Raw genomic sequence first — 15,655 nt, 5'->3', positions numbered from 1 at the left:
CGAACCTGTCATCAAGCGGAGAAGTGCCATGTTAGGCAAACTCGACAACCACCTGCTGTTCAATGAAACCGCCCTCAGCCTGCGCGAGAAGCGCCAGGCCGTGCTGGCGTCGAACATCGCCAATGCCGATACGCCCAACTACAAGGCGCGCGATATCGACTTTTCCGCCAACCTGCAGGCAGCCATGCAGCGCGCGGCCACCCCGCAGCCCCTGACGACGACGGCCCACAAGCACTACCCGCGTCCGCCGCAGGACGGCAGCACGCTGCCGGACGGTACGCCCCTGCTGTACCGCCACCCGGCGCAGGGCGCCGTGGACGGCAATACGGTCGACATGGATGTCGAACGTAACAACTTTGCCGACAATGCACTGCGCTACGAAGCCGGCGTGACCTTTATTAATTCGCAGATCAAAGGCCTGCTGGCCGCGATCCAGGGAGGCCAGTAATGTCCTTGTTCAGCATTTTCAACGTTTCCGGTTCGGCCATGAGCGCCCAGGCCCAGCGCCTGAACGTGGTGGCATCCAACCTGGCCAACGCCGACAGCGCCACCTCGGCCAGCGGCGAAGCCTACCGCGCCAAGCAGGTCGTGTTCGAAGCCACCCCGAGCGCCAATGGCGCCGCCACCTCGGTGAAGGTGAGCCAGGTGGTGGAAGACCCGTCGCCGCTCAAGCAAGTGTACGACCCCAAGCATCCGCTGGCGGACGAGAAGGGCTACGTGACGATGCCGAATGTGAACGTGGTCGACGAGATGGTCAATATGCTCTCGGCTTCGCGCTCCTACCAGACCAATGTGGAAACCATGAATGCAGCCAAGACCATGCTGCTGAAAACCCTGACGATCGGACAGTAACCATGGCCATCACCAACACCCCTGTCACCGGCAGCGGCGCCCCGTCGCAAGCCCTGCTCAACGCGGTCAACACCCGCGGCAACAACACGTCGGGCTCCAGCGTCTCGGCCGACCAGGATAAATTCATGACGCTGCTGATTACGCAGCTCAAGAACCAGGACCCGTTGAACCCGCTGGACAACGCCCAAGTCACCAGCCAGCTTGCCCAACTGCAAACGGTCACCGGCATCAACAAACTGAACGAGACGATCGAGTCGCTGAAAAAAGACTACGCCAATTCGGCCTCGCTGCAGGCGACCAACCTGATCAACCATGGCGTGCTGGCTGCCGGCAAAAACCTGCAGGTGGCGTCAGGCAAAGGCCTGTTCGGTGTCGAACTGAAAAATGCCGTCGATACGCTGCAGATCGACATCAAGAATGCCGCCGGCAAGGTGGTGCACACGCAGACGCTGCAGGCAGTCGATGCCGGCGTACTGCCGCTCGGCTGGGACGGCAAGATGGACGATGGCACGACTGCGCCGGATGGCATGTACACCGTGGCAGTCAGCGGCACGCTGGGCGGCAAGCCCGCCGAAGGCGTGCAGCCGCTGACGTTCGGCACCGTGGCCAGCGTGTCCACCGGCGCCGGCGGCACCAAGCTCAATGTTCCAGCCATCGGTCAACTGACCATGGACGATATCAAACAAGTTTTGTAAGCCCAACCTGATAGGGGAAATACCATGTTTCAACAAGGTCTCAGCGGCCTGAACGCCGCAGGTAAGTCGCTCGACGTTATCGGCAACAACATCGCCAACGCGAGCACGGTGGGCTTCAAGAGTTCGCAGGCGCAGTTTGCCGACCTGTATGCCAATTCCCTCAACGGAGTGGCGGGCAACAATCCCGGTATCGGCGTGAGCATTTCGCGCATCGCCCAGCAATTCACGCAGGGCAATATCGAAACCACCAACAATCCGCTGGACGTGTCCATCAATGGCGGCGGCTTCTTCCGCACCGTGGCGCCCAGCGGCGAAGTGCAGTACTCGCGCAACGGCCAGTTCCTGCTCGATAAGAACGGCATCATCACCAACGCCCAGGGCAATGCCATTACCGGCTACCTGGCGAACCAGGACGGCGTGATCCTGGCGGGCGCCCCGGTGCCGATCAAGATCGATACGGCCGACCTGACCCCGGTCGAAACCACGGAAGCGAACTTCAAGATCAACCTGTCGTCCACCTCGCCGGTACCGACCAAGGTGCCGTTCGACGCCAGCGATCCGCTGACTTACACCAAGCAGACCGTGATGGATGTGTTCGACAGCCTGGGCAATGCCCACACCATGTCGGTGTTCTATGTGAACAAGGGCAGCGGCGTATGGGATGTTTACGCCGGCAGCGATGGTGTGCAGGTCGACTCCAAGGCGATCGCGCAAGCCGTGCTGACCGACCCGGCATCGCTGGCAGCGCGCGCTGCCTACAACACCGCGGCGGCGGCCGGCAATGCCGCCGGCATGCTGGCGGCCCAGCAAGCGTATTCCGCTGCTGCCGGAGCGGCCATGACCGCTGCCGCGACGGCGGCGGGCGCCACCCCGGCCCAGCTGGCGAAACTGGCAGCGGTGTACACGCCGCCGACCGACGTTGGCGCCGTCCCGGGCAATACGCCTGACATCATTGACCAGAAACTGGCGGCCGCCATTACCGTCCCGGCCGTCAAGGTCGGCACCCTGGCGTTCGACACCAACGGCCAGCTGAGCGCGGCCCGTATGGCGCTGCTGACGCCGCCGCAGACCTTGCCCTTCTCGATCGACCTGCCGATCTTCCCGGACAACGGCGCCGACCTGACGATGACGATCACCACCAACTTCGTCGGCACCACGCAATACGGCTCGCCGACCAGCGAGAAGGAATCGACCCAGAACGGCTACTCGTCCGGCAGCCTGCAGCGTTTCTCGACCGATGCCAGCGGCACCATCATCGGCCAGTACAGCAACGGCAAGTCGCGTCCACTGGCGCAGTTCGTGCTGGCCAACTTCGCCAGCCCGGACGGCCTGATCCCGCTCGGTAACAACGTGTGGGCAGAGAGCTCGGCTTCCGGTGCACCGCAAGTCGGCACACCGGGCGAAGGCAACCTGGGCCAGCTGCGCTCTTCTTCGGTTGAATCGTCCAACGTGGACCTGACCAAGGAACTGGTCGACATGATCACCGCGCAACGCGTCTACCAGGCCAATGCGCAGACCATCAAGACCCAGGACTCGGTGCTGCAAACCCTGGTCAACCTGCGCTAACCGGATAAAGCGAGCAAGCGATGGACCGCCTTGTCTACACCGCCGCCACCGGCGCGCGCCACATCCTGGAGCAGCAGGCCACCACGTCGAACAACCTGGCCAATGCCACCACGACCGGCTTCCGCGCCCAGCTCGACTCCTTCCGCGCCGTGCCGGTGGTGGGGGAGGGCTTGCCAACCCGCACCTTCGTGGTCGACAACACCGTTGGCTCGGATTTCCGCGCCGGCGCGATGCAGACCACGGGGCGGGCGCTGGACGTGGCCCTGCGTGGCGACGGTTTCATTGCCGTGCAATCGCCCGACGGCTCGGAAGCCTATACCCGCAACGGCAGCCTGAAGGTCAGCGAAAACGGCATGCTGCAAACCTCGGCCGGCATGACCCTGGTGGGCGAGAATGGTCCGATCGCCATCCCGCCCGATGCCCAGGTGGCCATTGCCGCCGACGGCACCGTGTCTGCCATCGACACCACCCAGACCCAGCCGGGTCCATCGAATGTGCTGGGCCGCATCAAGCTGGTTAATCCCGACGTCAAGGGGCTGGTGCGCGGCGACGATGGCCTGTTCCGCCAGCAAAGCGGCTTGCCAGCCGATCCCGACCAGGGCGTGCGGCTGGCAGACGGCACGCTGGAAGGCAGCAACGTCAACCCGATCGATGCCATGGTCAACATGATCACCCTGGCACGTTCTTTCGAAACGCAGATGAGTTTGCTGAAGAATGCGGAAAACAATGCAGCCAAGGCCACGCAAATCTTAGCGTTGAATTAATATTGCGTTAATTTTGTTGCCATCGGGCAACGCATGGCATTTCCCCCATTGCGCGCATTGCCGGGATTCCCCCATCATGGGATTTTTCATCCCAGCAGTGCAAGTTTATGGCCCGCCCCGAGGAACGTTACGCCACCGTAGTCCTGCCGTTCGTGCTGGCCGTGGCAGCGCTTACCCTGGTAGCGGTGTTCAGCCTGTCCATTGCCGCTACGCTGCGAGCCTACGTCGGCGGTGAAAGCCATTGGTCCAAAGGCCAGAAGGCCGCGATCGCCTCCCTGCAGCGCTACCTTGTCACCTCCGACGAGCAGGATTACGCCCAGTTCCAGACCGAGCTGGCGGTGCCACTATCCGATATGCGCGCACGGCGCGAAATGGACAAGGAACAGATGGATTGGGTTGTGGTGCGCGAAGGCTTCCTTGGCGGCCGCAATGCCGAAGAAGATGTGCGCGGCATGGTCTGGCTGTACCGCAACTTCAAAGACCTCTACCTGATGGCGCGCGCCATCACCTACTGGGAACACAGCGACCAGCATCTGCTGCGCCTGCGCGAGTTGGGCGAACGCGTGCGCGGCATGGCGCCCGCCGCACGCCGCGCACCGGTGGTGCTGCTGGAAATCCAGGAAATCGACCGCCGCCTGACGCCGCTCGCCATCGGCTTTGCCGCCGCCATCAACGATGCAGCGCGCCAGGTGTCGAACGCCTTGCTGGCGGTGCTGGTGATGGCGGCAGTGCTGCTGGCGTGGAGCGGCCATGGCTACCTGCGCCGCTCTTTCGCCCGCCGCGCACGCCTGCTGCAGCAGCTGCGCCAAAGCGAGGCGGAAGCTTTCGCCGAAAAAGAACTGGTGCAGGTGACCCTGGGCTCGATCGCCGACGCCGTCATCACCACCGACAGCAGGCAGCGCGTGAGCTACTGCAACCGCAATGCCGAACAGATGCTGGGCATGCCAGGCGGCGCCATGCTGGGCCGCCTGCTGGATGAAGTGTGCCGGCTGGAAGGCGAGGGTGGTGCGCTGCACTTGTTGGCGGCGGACGGCACGCTGCTGCCAGTCGACTGTTCGGAAGCGCCTATCCACGCGCCGGACGGCACCGCCATCGGCCAGGTCATCGTGCTGCACGACGCCAGCGAAGCGCGCCGCCATGCCGCCCAACTGAGCTACCAGGCCACGCACGACGAACTGACCGACATCCTGAACCGGCGCGAGTTCGAACGCCGCCTGCGCGAACTGCTGGCAGCCCTGCGGCAAGGCAGTGGCGGCGAACATGCCGTGCTGTATCTCGACCTTGACCGCTTCAAGATCATCAACGACACCAGCGGCCACGCGGCCGGGGATGAGCTGATCAAGCAGGTAAGCCAGCTCCTGCAAGCCACGCTGCGCGAACGCGATATCGTTGGCCGCCTGGGAGGCGATGAATTCGGCATCATGCTGACCCAGTGCAGCCACGAAGACGCCTTGCGCGTCGCCGAGAAAGTACGCAAGGCCGTGGTAGACCTGCATTTCGCCTGGGGCGTGCGCAGCTACCGCATCGGCGTCAGCATCGGCCTGGTGCTGCTCGATAGCCGCAGCAGCAGTCTGAAAGAAGTGATGAAAGCGGCCGACGCCGCCTGCTATATGGCAAAGGAAAAGGGCCGCAACCGCATCCACCTGTACAGCGACGACGATGCCGAACTATCGGTGCGGCAGACGGAAATGGAAGCCGTGTCGCGCATCCGCACCGCGCTGGAAAACGACCGCTTCTGCCTGCATCTGCAGACGATTGCACCGCTGCGCGGCGGCCGCGCCCATGCCGAAGTGCTGGTGCGCATGCTGGACGAAGAGGGCGGCCTGGTGCCGCCGATGGCCTTCATCCCCGCCGCCGAACGCTACGACCTGATGCCGCTGCTCGATCGCTGGGTGATCCGCCACGCTTTCGAAGCGCTGGCGCAGCAGCCGCCGGGTACGAGCTGGGCGATCAATCTGTCCGGCGCCTCGGTATGCGACGAGGGCTTGCTGGAATTCGTGTTGGAGCAGCAGCGCATCACCGGCGTGGCGCTGGAAGATGTCTGCTTTGAGATCACGGAAACGGTGGCAGTGGCCAATCTTGCGCAGGCCGCTACGTTGATCCAGGACCTGCAAGCGCAAGGGGCCCGCTTCGCGCTGGACGACTTCGGTGCCGGCATGTCGTCCTTCGCCTACCTGAAGCACTTGCCGGTCGATTACGTGAAGATCGACGGCAGCTTCATCAAAGGCATCCTCCACAGCCCGACCGAACGCGCCATGGTTGAATCGATCAACCAGATCGCGCATGTGATGGGCAAGCAGACCATTGCCGAATTCGTTGAAGACGATGCGATACTGGCCTGCCTGCGCGCGATGGGTGTCGATTTCGCCCAAGGCTATGGGGTAGGTCGGCCCGAGCCTTTGAAGGCTGTCCGGCAACCAGACAAGGTAGCTGCGCTCTGAAGAAGGCGCCTACATTAACTGCACGCCCCACCAAAATTGCATGATCATCGCCATCTCCTGCGACATGCCATAAAGCTGAAGCTTTCCGCTTTCGTTTCTCGAAAAAGCCAGCGCAGGGAATTTGCCGCGCACCAGGCTTCCATGCGCAGGCAAAGCGGCTTGCGGAAAGGCCTGAAGTGAGCCGCGGTCGGCAGGGTCGAGATCCACATACCAAAGCTCTACAGTATTTCCGTCGTCGGTAAAGCTGCCGCCGAATCCTACCGGGCATGCTTTCCCCATGATCTTGTCAAACATGGATCCCAACGGGGAAACCACGCGCCTGGGTGATGGCTGAATGAGTTCTTCCAGCAGCGCATCGCCCTTAGCCCCGGTTGCGATTGTGCCTGCAAATGCAGCGCCCACCGCGGTCAGTGCGGCCGTTTCGCCAACCCGCCGGGGCTCGACATCACTCACGTCATCGATCGCCTTCCGCAGACGCGTCTGGAAATCAGCAAACTCCGCTTGCGCCTTCTGCTTGTCGAACCCTGACTGGACAAAGTCGGAAGAGGTACAAATCGCCTGCCGAAGATCACGTGGCAGCGCCATTCCTGGCCGCCATTGCGCTGCCGTAGCATTCAGGCGAGCGAGCCTTTCGGGCGGCAGTTCCCGTTGGATCTTGTGCAATTCTTCTGCGTCGCGCTCGTTTCCCGGTATCCGCTCTAGCAAGACTTTTAGCAGGACTCCCGCCAATTCAGGATCATAAGGTATCTCTTTGCTATGCAGGCTCAAGTCGGCCAGGACACGAGCGGCAATAGGGTTTCCGTTGTCGGCCATGGTCCAAAGCTGCTCGGCGGCCTTCAGATACCATTGCTTGCTGCGGGCAGCGTTGCGCTGAACCCCATCCAGGCCACGCCGGTATTTGTATGCCAAGCTGAGCTGGGCCTGCATGTATCCGGATTCCGCAGACTTCTCAAGGAGCGCAAATGCCTGCTGTTGCTGCGAGGGATCCGATAAAGAGAGCGACAATCTGAATTCTGTGACGCGATCGGTGCGGCCCGGTTCCGGCATTAAAGCCGGGCTAGCCGCTCCCTCATGCCGTTTGATGTTTGCCTCCCACGCTGCTACCTGCTTGGCGCTTAGCGCCGAACCGGAACTTTTTTTCCGGTAGGCTGCCACCAAGTGCTTCTGTGCAGCAATGTGCCCGCCGTTGGCAGCGAGGATGTAGAGTTTTTGGGAGCGCTTATCATCTCGTCCAAGGTCGCCGCCATGTTCATGTTCCCGCGCCACCATGAACTGCTTGGCAGGCGTGCGCAATTCGGCTATCTGCTCGAATTCGAGCATAGCGCTAATGTAGATGTTCTCCTTATCGGTGAACGCGAAGTCTGAATCCGCAGCGAAAGTAAATGGCGACGCGCAAAGCAGCGTTGCTGCAAAGAAGGTGGCAGGAGTTATTGTCATTTCAAAGATCGAAAGTTTGTTGGCCATTGCCGCCAGAAGTGCTCTCATTCCCACTTCCTAATTGATTTCAGCTGGGGCATGTTTATCTCGATTGGCTGGATTGTTCGGCAGGGCTTTCTGGCGCCTTGATCGGGTGCATCGAACTCCAATCATGTTTAATGGGGTTGGGTGGGCTGTGAAGTTGGTTGTTGTGGGCTCGGAATTGGGTGTTTGGGACTCGATCCGTAATAACGAGACACAACAACACGCACTTTGTCGTCAGGGAAAAAGTGCAGATAAATGCTTCCGCCTTCTTCGTACTGCTCCACCTCGACGACTTTTTCCTTGTAAATGTGCATTCCTCCTTCTGGCATATCCCAACGCACAACTACCTGCATTCCCGGATACCATTTTCGAGGAACGGCGGCGCAACATACCTCTGCAGCGCCAGCTCCCCATGGGCTCATATTTGCTCCGCCAGCACCGTTCACCGAGGCGGAATGGATATACTTGGCCGTGTGATTAACGATTCCTACGCTGGCCCCGTAATTGGAAATGTTTTTTTTCGGCGGCGTAGAGCAAGCTGCGAGAAGCAGCGCGCTAAACATAAATGGCGATTTCATGAATGTTCCTTTGGTGGTGTACGCGTTGGCGAATTGGCACGGGAATCTTCGGCTACAGCCCAAAAAGTTGACGGCAACTGAGCAATCTCTTTGAAATAGTCGCTCCCCTTTCTGATCACAGATTGTTATTGTTCCCATCAAAGAATATTGCAACGTGCACCAGGATTGAACATGGTCCTTCAGCGGCGCAAGCACTTTTTTCGGAGATCTTAGAATGGTCTCATGCATCGGGACGCAAATATTCAGTAACTGGAAATGGGGCAGAAATGGGGCGCGCGTTAATCATGTTTATTTTGACTGATCAATCTTTGAGGCAGGCTCCACGGGGGCGGAATTGGATGTTTTGGACTCCACCCTGCATACTTCGAAATGACCACCCGTATCGCGTCGTTTGGAAAGACGTGAATGTAGAGGCTACCGCCGGACTCTTCATACCTTTCCACCTCAACGATTTTTTCTTTATAGACGTGCTTGCTTCCTTCCGGCATATCCCAACGCACGGGAACCTTCATTCCCGGATACCACTTACGAGGAACCATCACACAACAAACATTTGCACCACCTGCCCCCAGGCTTCCATATGACCGCCACCGCCGCCATTTGCGGAAGCAGAATATATGAACTTGCTCGTGTGGTTCACGATACCAATACTCGCACCGTATTTCGAATCGTCAACCCTGGCCGGCATGGAGCAAGCCGTCAGAAGTAGAGCGCTAAATGCCCAAAGTACTTTCATTCATGACTACCTGTTTGAGGTGCTGGGACCTTGAGCTTGCGTATTGGGCTCCGGCCAGCATATTGGGGAAATTGCGGATGGGTTGCAGCATGCCACAGCAGCCGGCGCGACGGGATTCTAGTCGCGCCCAGAGCCTGGGGGCTACATTAACTGGACGCCCCACCAGTACTGCATGATCATCGCCATTTCCTGCGACATGCCGTAAAGCTGCAGCTCCCCGTTTTGGTTTCGCGAGAAAGCAAGCGCCGGGAATTTGCCGCGCACCAGGCTTCCATGGGCAGGCAACGCCGCTTTCGGGAACGCCTTGAGTGCGCCGCGGTCGGCCGGATCGAGATCCACATACCAAAGCTCAACGGAATTGCCTTCGTCGGTGAAGGTGCCGCCGAATCCTGCCGGGCATGCTTTGCCCATGATTTTTTCAAACATCGATCCCATTGGCGAAACCATGCCCCTCGGTGCAGGCTGAATGAGTTCGGCCAGCAGCGCCTCGCCTTTAGCCCCTGTCGCGATTGTTCCCGCGAACGCCGTGCGTACCGCGTTGAGTGCGGCAGTTTTGCCAATACGCGATGGCTCGACCTCACTCACATCATCGGCGGCCTTCCGCAGGCGCGCCTGGAAATCAGCAAATTCCGCTTGCGCCTTCTTCTTGTCGAAACCCGGCTGGACAAAATCGGACGAGGTGCAAAGCGCTTGCCGAAGATCGCGCGGCAGCGCCATTCCAGGCCGCCATTGTGCTGCTGTGGCATTCATGCGGGCAAGCCGTTCGGGTGGAAGCTTTTGCTCGATCTTGCGCAATTCTTCTGCATCATGCTCACGTCCAGGTAAACGCTCCAGGGAGATTTTGAACAGGACTCCCGCCAGTTCTGGGTCATAAGGCAATCCTTTATTTTCCAGGCTCAGGTCGGCCAGGGCGCTCGCGGCTATGGGGTTTCCTTTGTCAGTCATTGGCCAGAGTTGCTCGGCAGCCTTCAAATACCATCGCTTGCTGTTGGTAACACTGCTCTCGACCCCGTCGAGGCCGCGCCGGTATTTGTATCCCAAGTTCAGTTGGGCCAGTATGTACCCGGCCTCCGCAGATTTTTTTAGCAGTTCGAATGCCTGCTGCCGCTGTGAGGGTTCCGATAATGACAGCGACATTATGAAGTTATTAGCGCGATCGGAGCGGGCTCTTTTCGACGCCGAAGCAGCAGGCGCAGCTGATGCGTTCTTTTCGATGTTCGCCTCCCACTCCGCCAACTGCTTTGCGGTTGGCGTCGAACCGGAACTGTTCTCCTTCCGGGCCTCAAGCAGGTGCTTCTGTGCACTAATGTGGCCACCTTCGGCAGCGAGGACATAAAGCTTCTCCGAGCGCTTGTCATCTTCGCGAAGGTCTCCGCGATATCCATGAGCACGCGCTAGCAGGAACTGTTTGGCAGGCATAGGCAAGTCCGGCTCCTGTTGGAATTCAAGCAGAGAGTTAATGTAGATTTTCTCTTCGTCGGTGAGCGGAAACTCTTGCTGTGCAGAGGAAGTTAGTGGCAGCACGCTGAGTAGTGCGGCTGCCAAGATTGTGAATGAAGTCTTTGTCATTTCGAGGAATAAATTTTGTAGGTATGGGTGAGCTGGAATCAACGTTGGGAAAGGCTATTCGTCATCGTCCCGCGGCCGATCGGGGAAGACTTGGCGCGCGTCTTCACTGATATCAAAAGCCTTGTCGGGCTCTCCGCGTGTCTTCCATTTTTCCTTGCCGTCTGGCGTGCCGAACACCAGGTGGTCGGCTGCCTCAGGTGCAATTTGCTTATTGTTTATCGGAGTCGGTTCGCCTGCCCCATTCGGAACGCCAATACGTCTGCCAAATTTGTAACGATAAAGATTGTTCTTAGTTCCGTCGAAGAAAAGGGCTACGTGGACCGGTATTGAGCACTTACCTGAACCTAGTTTGCATTGCTTAGCAATATCAGACTTTTCCATTGCGCTGAACATAAGAAAGTCTGACACCGGAAAAGAAGTTTCGCTTGGAGTTGCATGAATCATATGATGACAATTATCGAGCTAAGGATGGTTTCTGTGGCCGTGGAATAGGATGCTTTGGACTAGGGCCGCCATATGGAGTAACAATCACACGTACTTGATCATCTGGGAAAAAGTGCAGGTATACGCTGCCGGGCTCGTCATACTGTTCGACTTCGACTGTCTTCTTCTTGTAATTGTGTTTGCTTCCGTCAGGCATATCCCACTCGACCGTAACCTTCATGCCTGGGTACCATGTGTTAGGGACCATCACGCAGCATACCTCAGCCCATGCCCTTATACACAAGTCCAAAATCAGGAAGCAGGCATAGCTGCATAGCGTAATGCTTCCGCCGCCACGCGCACTTTCCGCAGTCCTTTCCAAATCGTTTGCACACCGGGCTCACCGTCGCCTTTGCGGGCAAGGAAACCGCCAAATCCGGCGATCAAACGTAGCACCTCATTCAGCGTCGGCTTTGCTGGCGGCCCAGCCTTGGAGCGCATGTATGCAGCGCGAATTTCGGCCCAGTCGAAGAAGCGACTGGCCTCCAGGTCTGGGCAGGTTCGCCCCAGCCGCATCAGGTGCGCGATGCGCCATGCCACTACCAGATACATCGCGATAGCCCGTTCCAGTTTGCCGATATGCTCCAACTGCAACGACTCGATACGGCAAGCATTCTTCAGGATGTCGAACAGCATTTCGATTTCCCAGCGGGCGCGATACCAGTCGATCAATTCCACTACCTCCGCATGGCTAGTGGCACAACGGTTGGTCAGCAAGCGCCATTCAATTGGCTTAACGCCGGCTGGCGCATCGATTTCGCGCGCCACGATGCTGGTCACGGCCAGGGGGCCATTGGCACCGTTGCGCAGATCAATCCGCTGCACCCACAATTGCTGGCGTACAGGACGGGCTTTGACGCCATGCCGCGACGCCATGGTGAATTCAATCTGCCCAACTGGCTCACTGGCGGTGGTGCGCTCCCAAAGCTTGCCGCCATCAGGCAGGCATCGGTTGTGCGCGGCGCGGATTAGCCAGTCGGCTGGCTCGCCAGCTTCTTGCGCCCGGCGCATCAAGGGTAAAAGATCGGCTTCCCGGTCCGCCAAATAAACCAGGCGCGTATCGGGGAAGTCCGCCGCCATTTCGGCAACGCGATCATAGCCCTCGATCCAACGCAGGCTTTCCTTCAAATCATTGCGCTTACCAGATGCATCTTTCTTGCTGCGAGCCCACATCCATGCATCGAGCACACCCAGCGCTTCGCGCTGCGGCGTCACCGCATAAGTCGGATGCAAATACATGCCGCGCTGCGGCTCGTAACATAACGGCCCCAGGCCCTCCGTCTCTTGTCCGTTGAAATTCAGTTCTGTCGTGTCTTGCATACAGAGAACGACCGCCTTGCCGTGCATGCGCTGCTGAGTCTGCTGCCAATGCGGCGTAAGGATGGCTTGCCAATCCACCGCTTCATTGCTCAAAAAACGGTAAGCGGCCATCGTCTCCGCCCAGCCGTGGCAGGCATCAGGAATGCTCGCCGTCGGGTCGGCTGCAAATCGCTCCATCAACGTCCTCGCTCGATTGTTGAGGCGCGCATCACCGAGATCTAATCCTGCAAATTCCGTGGTTGCCCACTGTGCTGCTGTCGTCAACGCGCCACCTAAAAGGCGAGAGTAAACGCGAAATGACGTCAGCTTACAAGTGCTGTTGCAAGTCCTTGAATGTAAACTGATTTTTCTGGCGCATGCCGGTCATGTCAGACTTGTGTATAAGGGCATGACCTCAGCCATACCGGCTCCCCATGCAGCCATGTTTGAACCACCGGCACCATTTGCAGCAGCAGAATAAATAAAATTGCTTGTGTGATTCACGATGCCAATACTCGCCCCATATTTTGAGTCTTCGGTCCTGGATTGCGTGGAGCAAGCTGCCAGCAGTAGCGCGCTAATCGCCAAAAGTGCTTTCACTCTTTAAATTCCCTGTTTGTCGTCAGAATGATTTTGAAGACATTGAACGGGCTCGGAGGAAGGATTTTTTGGTGGTGTAATCGGGTGCATTGGACTCCATCCCACGTACTGAGAAACGACCACCCGTACCTCGTCATTCGGGAAGAAGTGTAAGTAGATACTTCCTGGCTCGTCGTACCGTTCTACTTCGACGGTCTTTTCTTTATAAACGTGCTTACTACCCTCTGGTACATCCCAACGCACCACGACCTGCATACCGGGATGCCATTTCGTGGGAACTATCGCGCAGCAGACGTTCCCCATGCCGGCCCCCCATGCGCCCATATTTGCGCCGCCTGCACCATTCACTGATGCCGAATGTATATAGTGAGCAGTGTGGTTGACGATACCCACATTCGCCCCATAACTAGAGTCGTCTTGTTTGGGCTGAGTTGAGCACGCGGACAATAATGCTGCCCCAAGCACAATTAGCAGTTTCATGAACGTTCCTTTTAATAATTGGCGCCTATTGGGAACGGCTTTATCGCGGTATAGGTTGTTATTGGTACCATCAAAAAACAGCGCAATGTGAACGGGGATCGAACACGGCCCGTCCTTAGGGTCCGAACGCGCAAATTTCTCCGCCATACCGGATTGTCGCTGCGCGGTCGGTATTAGGAAGTCAGATACCGGATAAGGGGCTCGACCAGGCGCCCCTACAATTTCATTAGTCATTTTAATGTGATGGATTAGACGAAGACGCAGGCTTTACTGGAGCGGGAATGGGATGCTTGTCACTGATGCTCCAATGTCGGGACACAATTACTCGGACCTGATCATTCGGAAAAAAATGCATGTAGACGCTGCCCGGCTCGTCGTATTTTTCCACCGTGACCATCTTCTCCTTGAAAACATATTTGCCGTTCTCAGGCATATTCCAACGTACGAGGACTTCCATTCCTGGGTACCATTTCGTAGGAACCGAAACGCAACAAACGTCACCGATACCAGCTCCCCATGCATCCATGTTTGCCCCGCCTGCACCATTTACTGTCGCTGAATGAATATATCGACCTGTGTGATTAACAATCCCTACGCTGGCGCCATATTTTGAGTCGTCGTGCTTGGCAGGGGTGGAGCAAGCCACCAAGAGCGCGGCACAATAGCGTGATTAGCAATTTCATGAACATTCCTTTTGCCTGTTGGTCGAGGACGTAGAGTGGTATCCCTCAGCAGATTCCCAAAAGCTCGATGGGAGTCTGCGAATTTCGTCAAAGTACTCGGCTCCACTTAAACGCGACTTAGTGTTGCAGCCATAGCTGGATGCTTTGTGAATTCGTCCCTGAGGATTAGCGATAAGACGCCGAAGTGGTGCCTTGCTCTTGCAGCTTCAATTCGGTGGGCAGACGCCACCTTCAGATGTCGCGACACAGTCGCGTGCGCATGAAAGGGACTGTGAGCACGCAAGACATCTGGTTGGCTGTCATAGATGTTGCTTAAGATGGAGTCTGGCTCAGCCGAGTCCATTAGCGCTGCAAAGGTCGCGTCATCTATCGGAAACTTGTCGAACTCCGCTGCGAGCGGAGAAGCCGCGCCAACACCGCGCCATTTCAATTCATTCCCCTGTCGATTTGGCGACCACCAGCAATAAAGTGGGCTAAGCAGGTGCCCTTGTTGGGTTGTAGTCATTGAATCCAACAAGCTGGATAAGACACGAGTATCGCCCCAGCGCACAGGCCATTCGACAGTGTCTTCAGTTCGGCATATGAGGTAGGTGCGCGTTGAGTGGCCGGCCGCTTAGGAGCCTGGATGGGATGCTTGGAGCTCCAGCCGTCATAGTTTGAAATTACGACTCTGACTTCATCGTTTGGGAAAACGTGAATGTAGACGCTGCCAGACTCCTCGTATCGCTCGACCTCGACGACCTTCTCTTTGTAGATGTGCTTGCTTCCTTGAGGCATATCCCAGCGTACCGATACTTGCATACCCGGGTACCACTTCTTCGGAACCATAACGCAACAAACATTCGCTGCACCGGCCCCCCAAGCTTCCATATGACCGCCGCCGCCGCCATTTACAGATGCTGAGTATATGAAATTGCCGGTATGGTTTACGATGCCTACGCTCGCGCCGTAATTGGATTCATCTGCTTTGGGATGAGTAGAGCACGCAGCTAGAAGTAACACGCCAAATGCTAAGAGCACTTTCACTTTTTGACCTCTAATTCATATTTGTGAGTTGATAATTTGGCTGTAAGGAGCGGTTTTCCTCTGCAACGCTCCCGCCGCCAGCACCATTCACGGATGCGGAGTAGATGAATTTTCCTGTGTGGTTGACGATGCCGATGCTGGCGCCATAACTTGGAACGTCTTCAGTGGGAAGATTAGAGCAGCCCGCAATAAGTAGCGAGCCAAGCAACACGCCTGCTTTGATGCTAAATCTCCTCATTGCGCAGTTGGCTTCTCAGGACGTTGAATAGGGTGCAGCAGACTTGCGCCGTCATAGGGCCACACGCACATAGTCGTCCGGATAAAAATGTAGGTAGATACTTCCACCATTCTATTCGTACTGGTGCATCCGGAAGTTCTTGGGCTTGCTGGTCTTCAAGTCGACCAAGCCTGCGGCGTTTCCG

The 15,655-nt window shown here is 57.7% G+C and carries 17 protein-coding genes; 6 read left to right on the top strand and 11 right to left on the bottom strand.

The features are described from left to right. The first annotated feature begins 28 nt into the window (after positions 1-28). From flgB to ACWBU6_RS23725, 6 genes are all read left to right on the top strand, one after another. Complete coding sequence (gene flgB / locus ACWBU6_RS23750) at positions 29-448, top strand: flagellar basal body rod protein FlgB (RefSeq protein WP_452645801.1); 420 nt, start codon at positions 29-31, stop codon at positions 446-448. Further along, on the top strand, positions 448-852 hold the full coding sequence (flgC, locus tag ACWBU6_RS23745) for a flagellar basal body rod protein FlgC (protein WP_452645800.1): 405 nt from the start codon (positions 448-450) through the stop codon (positions 850-852). The genes flgB and flgC overlap by 1 nt, the downstream gene beginning before the upstream one ends. 2 nt (positions 853-854) lie before the next feature. Beyond that, positions 855-1,547, top strand: coding sequence for a flagellar hook assembly protein FlgD (locus tag ACWBU6_RS23740; protein WP_452645799.1), 693 nt, complete (start codon positions 855-857; stop codon positions 1,545-1,547). 24 nt (positions 1,548-1,571) lie between these two features. Then, entirely contained in the window at positions 1,572-3,113 is a 1,542-nt protein-coding gene (locus ACWBU6_RS23735; RefSeq protein ID WP_452645798.1) for a flagellar hook protein FlgE, read from the top strand. A gap of 20 nt (positions 3,114-3,133) precedes the next feature. Next, positions 3,134-3,877: a flagellar basal-body rod protein FlgF gene (gene flgF, locus ACWBU6_RS23730; RefSeq protein ID WP_452645797.1), complete on the top strand. Its 744-nt coding sequence runs from the start codon at positions 3,134-3,136 to the stop codon at positions 3,875-3,877. Positions 3,878-3,984: 107 nt separating this feature from the next. Further along, positions 3,985-6,318 carry an EAL domain-containing protein gene (locus tag ACWBU6_RS23725; protein WP_452645796.1) on the top strand — a complete coding sequence of 778 codons (2,334 nt, stop codon included), beginning with the start codon at positions 3,985-3,987 and terminating at the stop codon, positions 6,316-6,318. A 9-nt stretch (positions 6,319-6,327) separates the two neighbouring features. On the opposite strand, the gene ACWBU6_RS23720 is transcribed toward ACWBU6_RS23725, so the two are convergent. The 11 genes from ACWBU6_RS23720 to ACWBU6_RS23670 form a co-directional block, all read right to left on the bottom strand. Further along, a complete protein-coding gene (locus ACWBU6_RS23720; protein WP_452645795.1) occupies positions 6,328-7,803 on the bottom strand; it encodes a tetratricopeptide repeat protein in 1,476 nt (491 codons plus the stop codon). A 107-nt stretch (positions 7,804-7,910) separates the two neighbouring features. Next, a complete protein-coding gene (locus ACWBU6_RS23715) occupies positions 7,911-8,357 on the bottom strand; it encodes a DUF3304 domain-containing protein (RefSeq protein ID WP_452645794.1) in 447 nt (148 codons plus the stop codon). Between the two features lie 278 nt (positions 8,358-8,635). Then, a complete protein-coding gene (locus ACWBU6_RS23710) occupies positions 8,636-8,929 on the bottom strand; it encodes a DUF3304 domain-containing protein (RefSeq protein ID WP_452649613.1) in 294 nt (97 codons plus the stop codon). A 305-nt stretch (positions 8,930-9,234) separates the two neighbouring features. Then, entirely contained in the window at positions 9,235-10,638 is a 1,404-nt protein-coding gene (locus tag ACWBU6_RS23705) for a tetratricopeptide repeat protein (RefSeq protein ID WP_452645793.1), read from the bottom strand. 78 nt (positions 10,639-10,716) lie between these two features. Beyond that, positions 10,717-11,106 (bottom strand): hypothetical protein, encoded by a 390-nt coding sequence (locus ACWBU6_RS23700; protein ID WP_452645792.1) that lies wholly within the window; start codon positions 11,104-11,106, stop codon positions 10,717-10,719. 10 nt (positions 11,107-11,116) lie between these two features. Next, the gene (locus tag ACWBU6_RS23695; RefSeq protein ID WP_452645791.1) at positions 11,117-11,389 is read right to left on the bottom strand and encodes a DUF3304 domain-containing protein; all 273 of its coding nucleotides are present in this window, start codon (positions 11,387-11,389) and stop codon (positions 11,117-11,119) included. An 8-nt stretch (positions 11,390-11,397) separates the two neighbouring features. Then, on the bottom strand, positions 11,398-12,771 hold the full coding sequence (locus ACWBU6_RS23690; protein WP_452649585.1) for an IS4 family transposase: 1,374 nt from the start codon (positions 12,769-12,771) through the stop codon (positions 11,398-11,400). 276 nt (positions 12,772-13,047) lie between these two features. Continuing rightward, the gene (locus tag ACWBU6_RS23685) at positions 13,048-13,758 is read right to left on the bottom strand and encodes a DUF3304 domain-containing protein (protein ID WP_452645790.1); all 711 of its coding nucleotides are present in this window, start codon (positions 13,756-13,758) and stop codon (positions 13,048-13,050) included. A gap of 1 nt (position 13,759) precedes the next feature. After that, complete coding sequence (locus ACWBU6_RS23680; RefSeq protein WP_452645789.1) at positions 13,760-14,170, bottom strand: DUF3304 domain-containing protein; 411 nt, start codon at positions 14,168-14,170, stop codon at positions 13,760-13,762. A gap of 538 nt (positions 14,171-14,708) precedes the next feature. Further along, complete coding sequence (locus ACWBU6_RS23675; protein ID WP_452649612.1) at positions 14,709-15,209, bottom strand: DUF3304 domain-containing protein; 501 nt, start codon at positions 15,207-15,209, stop codon at positions 14,709-14,711. A gap of 34 nt (positions 15,210-15,243) precedes the next feature. Continuing rightward, on the bottom strand, positions 15,244-15,471 hold the full coding sequence (locus tag ACWBU6_RS23670) for a hypothetical protein (protein WP_452645788.1): 228 nt from the start codon (positions 15,469-15,471) through the stop codon (positions 15,244-15,246). Between the last annotated feature and the right edge of the window lie 184 nt (positions 15,472-15,655).

It is taken from the genome of Pseudoduganella sp. HUAS MS19 (genome assembly GCF_053615455.1).
The sequence above is the reverse complement of the archived record's forward strand: the minus strand, read 5'-3'. Positions and strand labels throughout refer to the sequence as shown.

Excerpts from the sequence above, each read along its gene's own strand:
- ACWBU6_RS23715 (WP_452645794.1), bottom strand. The coding sequence starts at position 8,357 with ATGAAATCGCCATTTATGTTTAGCGCGCTGCTTCTCGCAGCTTGCTCT.
- flgB (WP_452645801.1), top strand. The coding sequence starts at position 29 with ATGTTAGGCAAACTCGACAACCACCTGCTGTTCAATGAAACCGCCCTC.
- ACWBU6_RS23725 (WP_452645796.1), top strand. The coding sequence starts at position 3,985 with ATGGCCCGCCCCGAGGAACGTTACGCCACCGTAGTCCTGCCGTTCGTG.
- ACWBU6_RS23700 (WP_452645792.1), bottom strand. The coding sequence starts at position 11,106 with ATGATTCATGCAACTCCAAGCGAAACTTCTTTTCCGGTGTCAGACTTT.
- flgC (WP_452645800.1), top strand. The coding sequence starts at position 448 with ATGTCCTTGTTCAGCATTTTCAACGTTTCCGGTTCGGCCATGAGCGCC.
- ACWBU6_RS23735 (WP_452645798.1), top strand. The coding sequence starts at position 1,572 with ATGTTTCAACAAGGTCTCAGCGGCCTGAACGCCGCAGGTAAGTCGCTC.
- ACWBU6_RS23670 (WP_452645788.1), bottom strand. The coding sequence starts at position 15,471 with ATGAGGAGATTTAGCATCAAAGCAGGCGTGTTGCTTGGCTCGCTACTT.
- flgF (WP_452645797.1), top strand. The coding sequence starts at position 3,134 with ATGGACCGCCTTGTCTACACCGCCGCCACCGGCGCGCGCCACATCCTG.
- ACWBU6_RS23720 (WP_452645795.1), bottom strand. The coding sequence starts at position 7,803 with ATGAGAGCACTTCTGGCGGCAATGGCCAACAAACTTTCGATCTTTGAA.
- ACWBU6_RS23685 (WP_452645790.1), bottom strand. The coding sequence starts at position 13,758 with ATGACTAATGAAATTGTAGGGGCGCCTGGTCGAGCCCCTTATCCGGTA.
- ACWBU6_RS23740 (WP_452645799.1), top strand. The coding sequence starts at position 855 with ATGGCCATCACCAACACCCCTGTCACCGGCAGCGGCGCCCCGTCGCAA.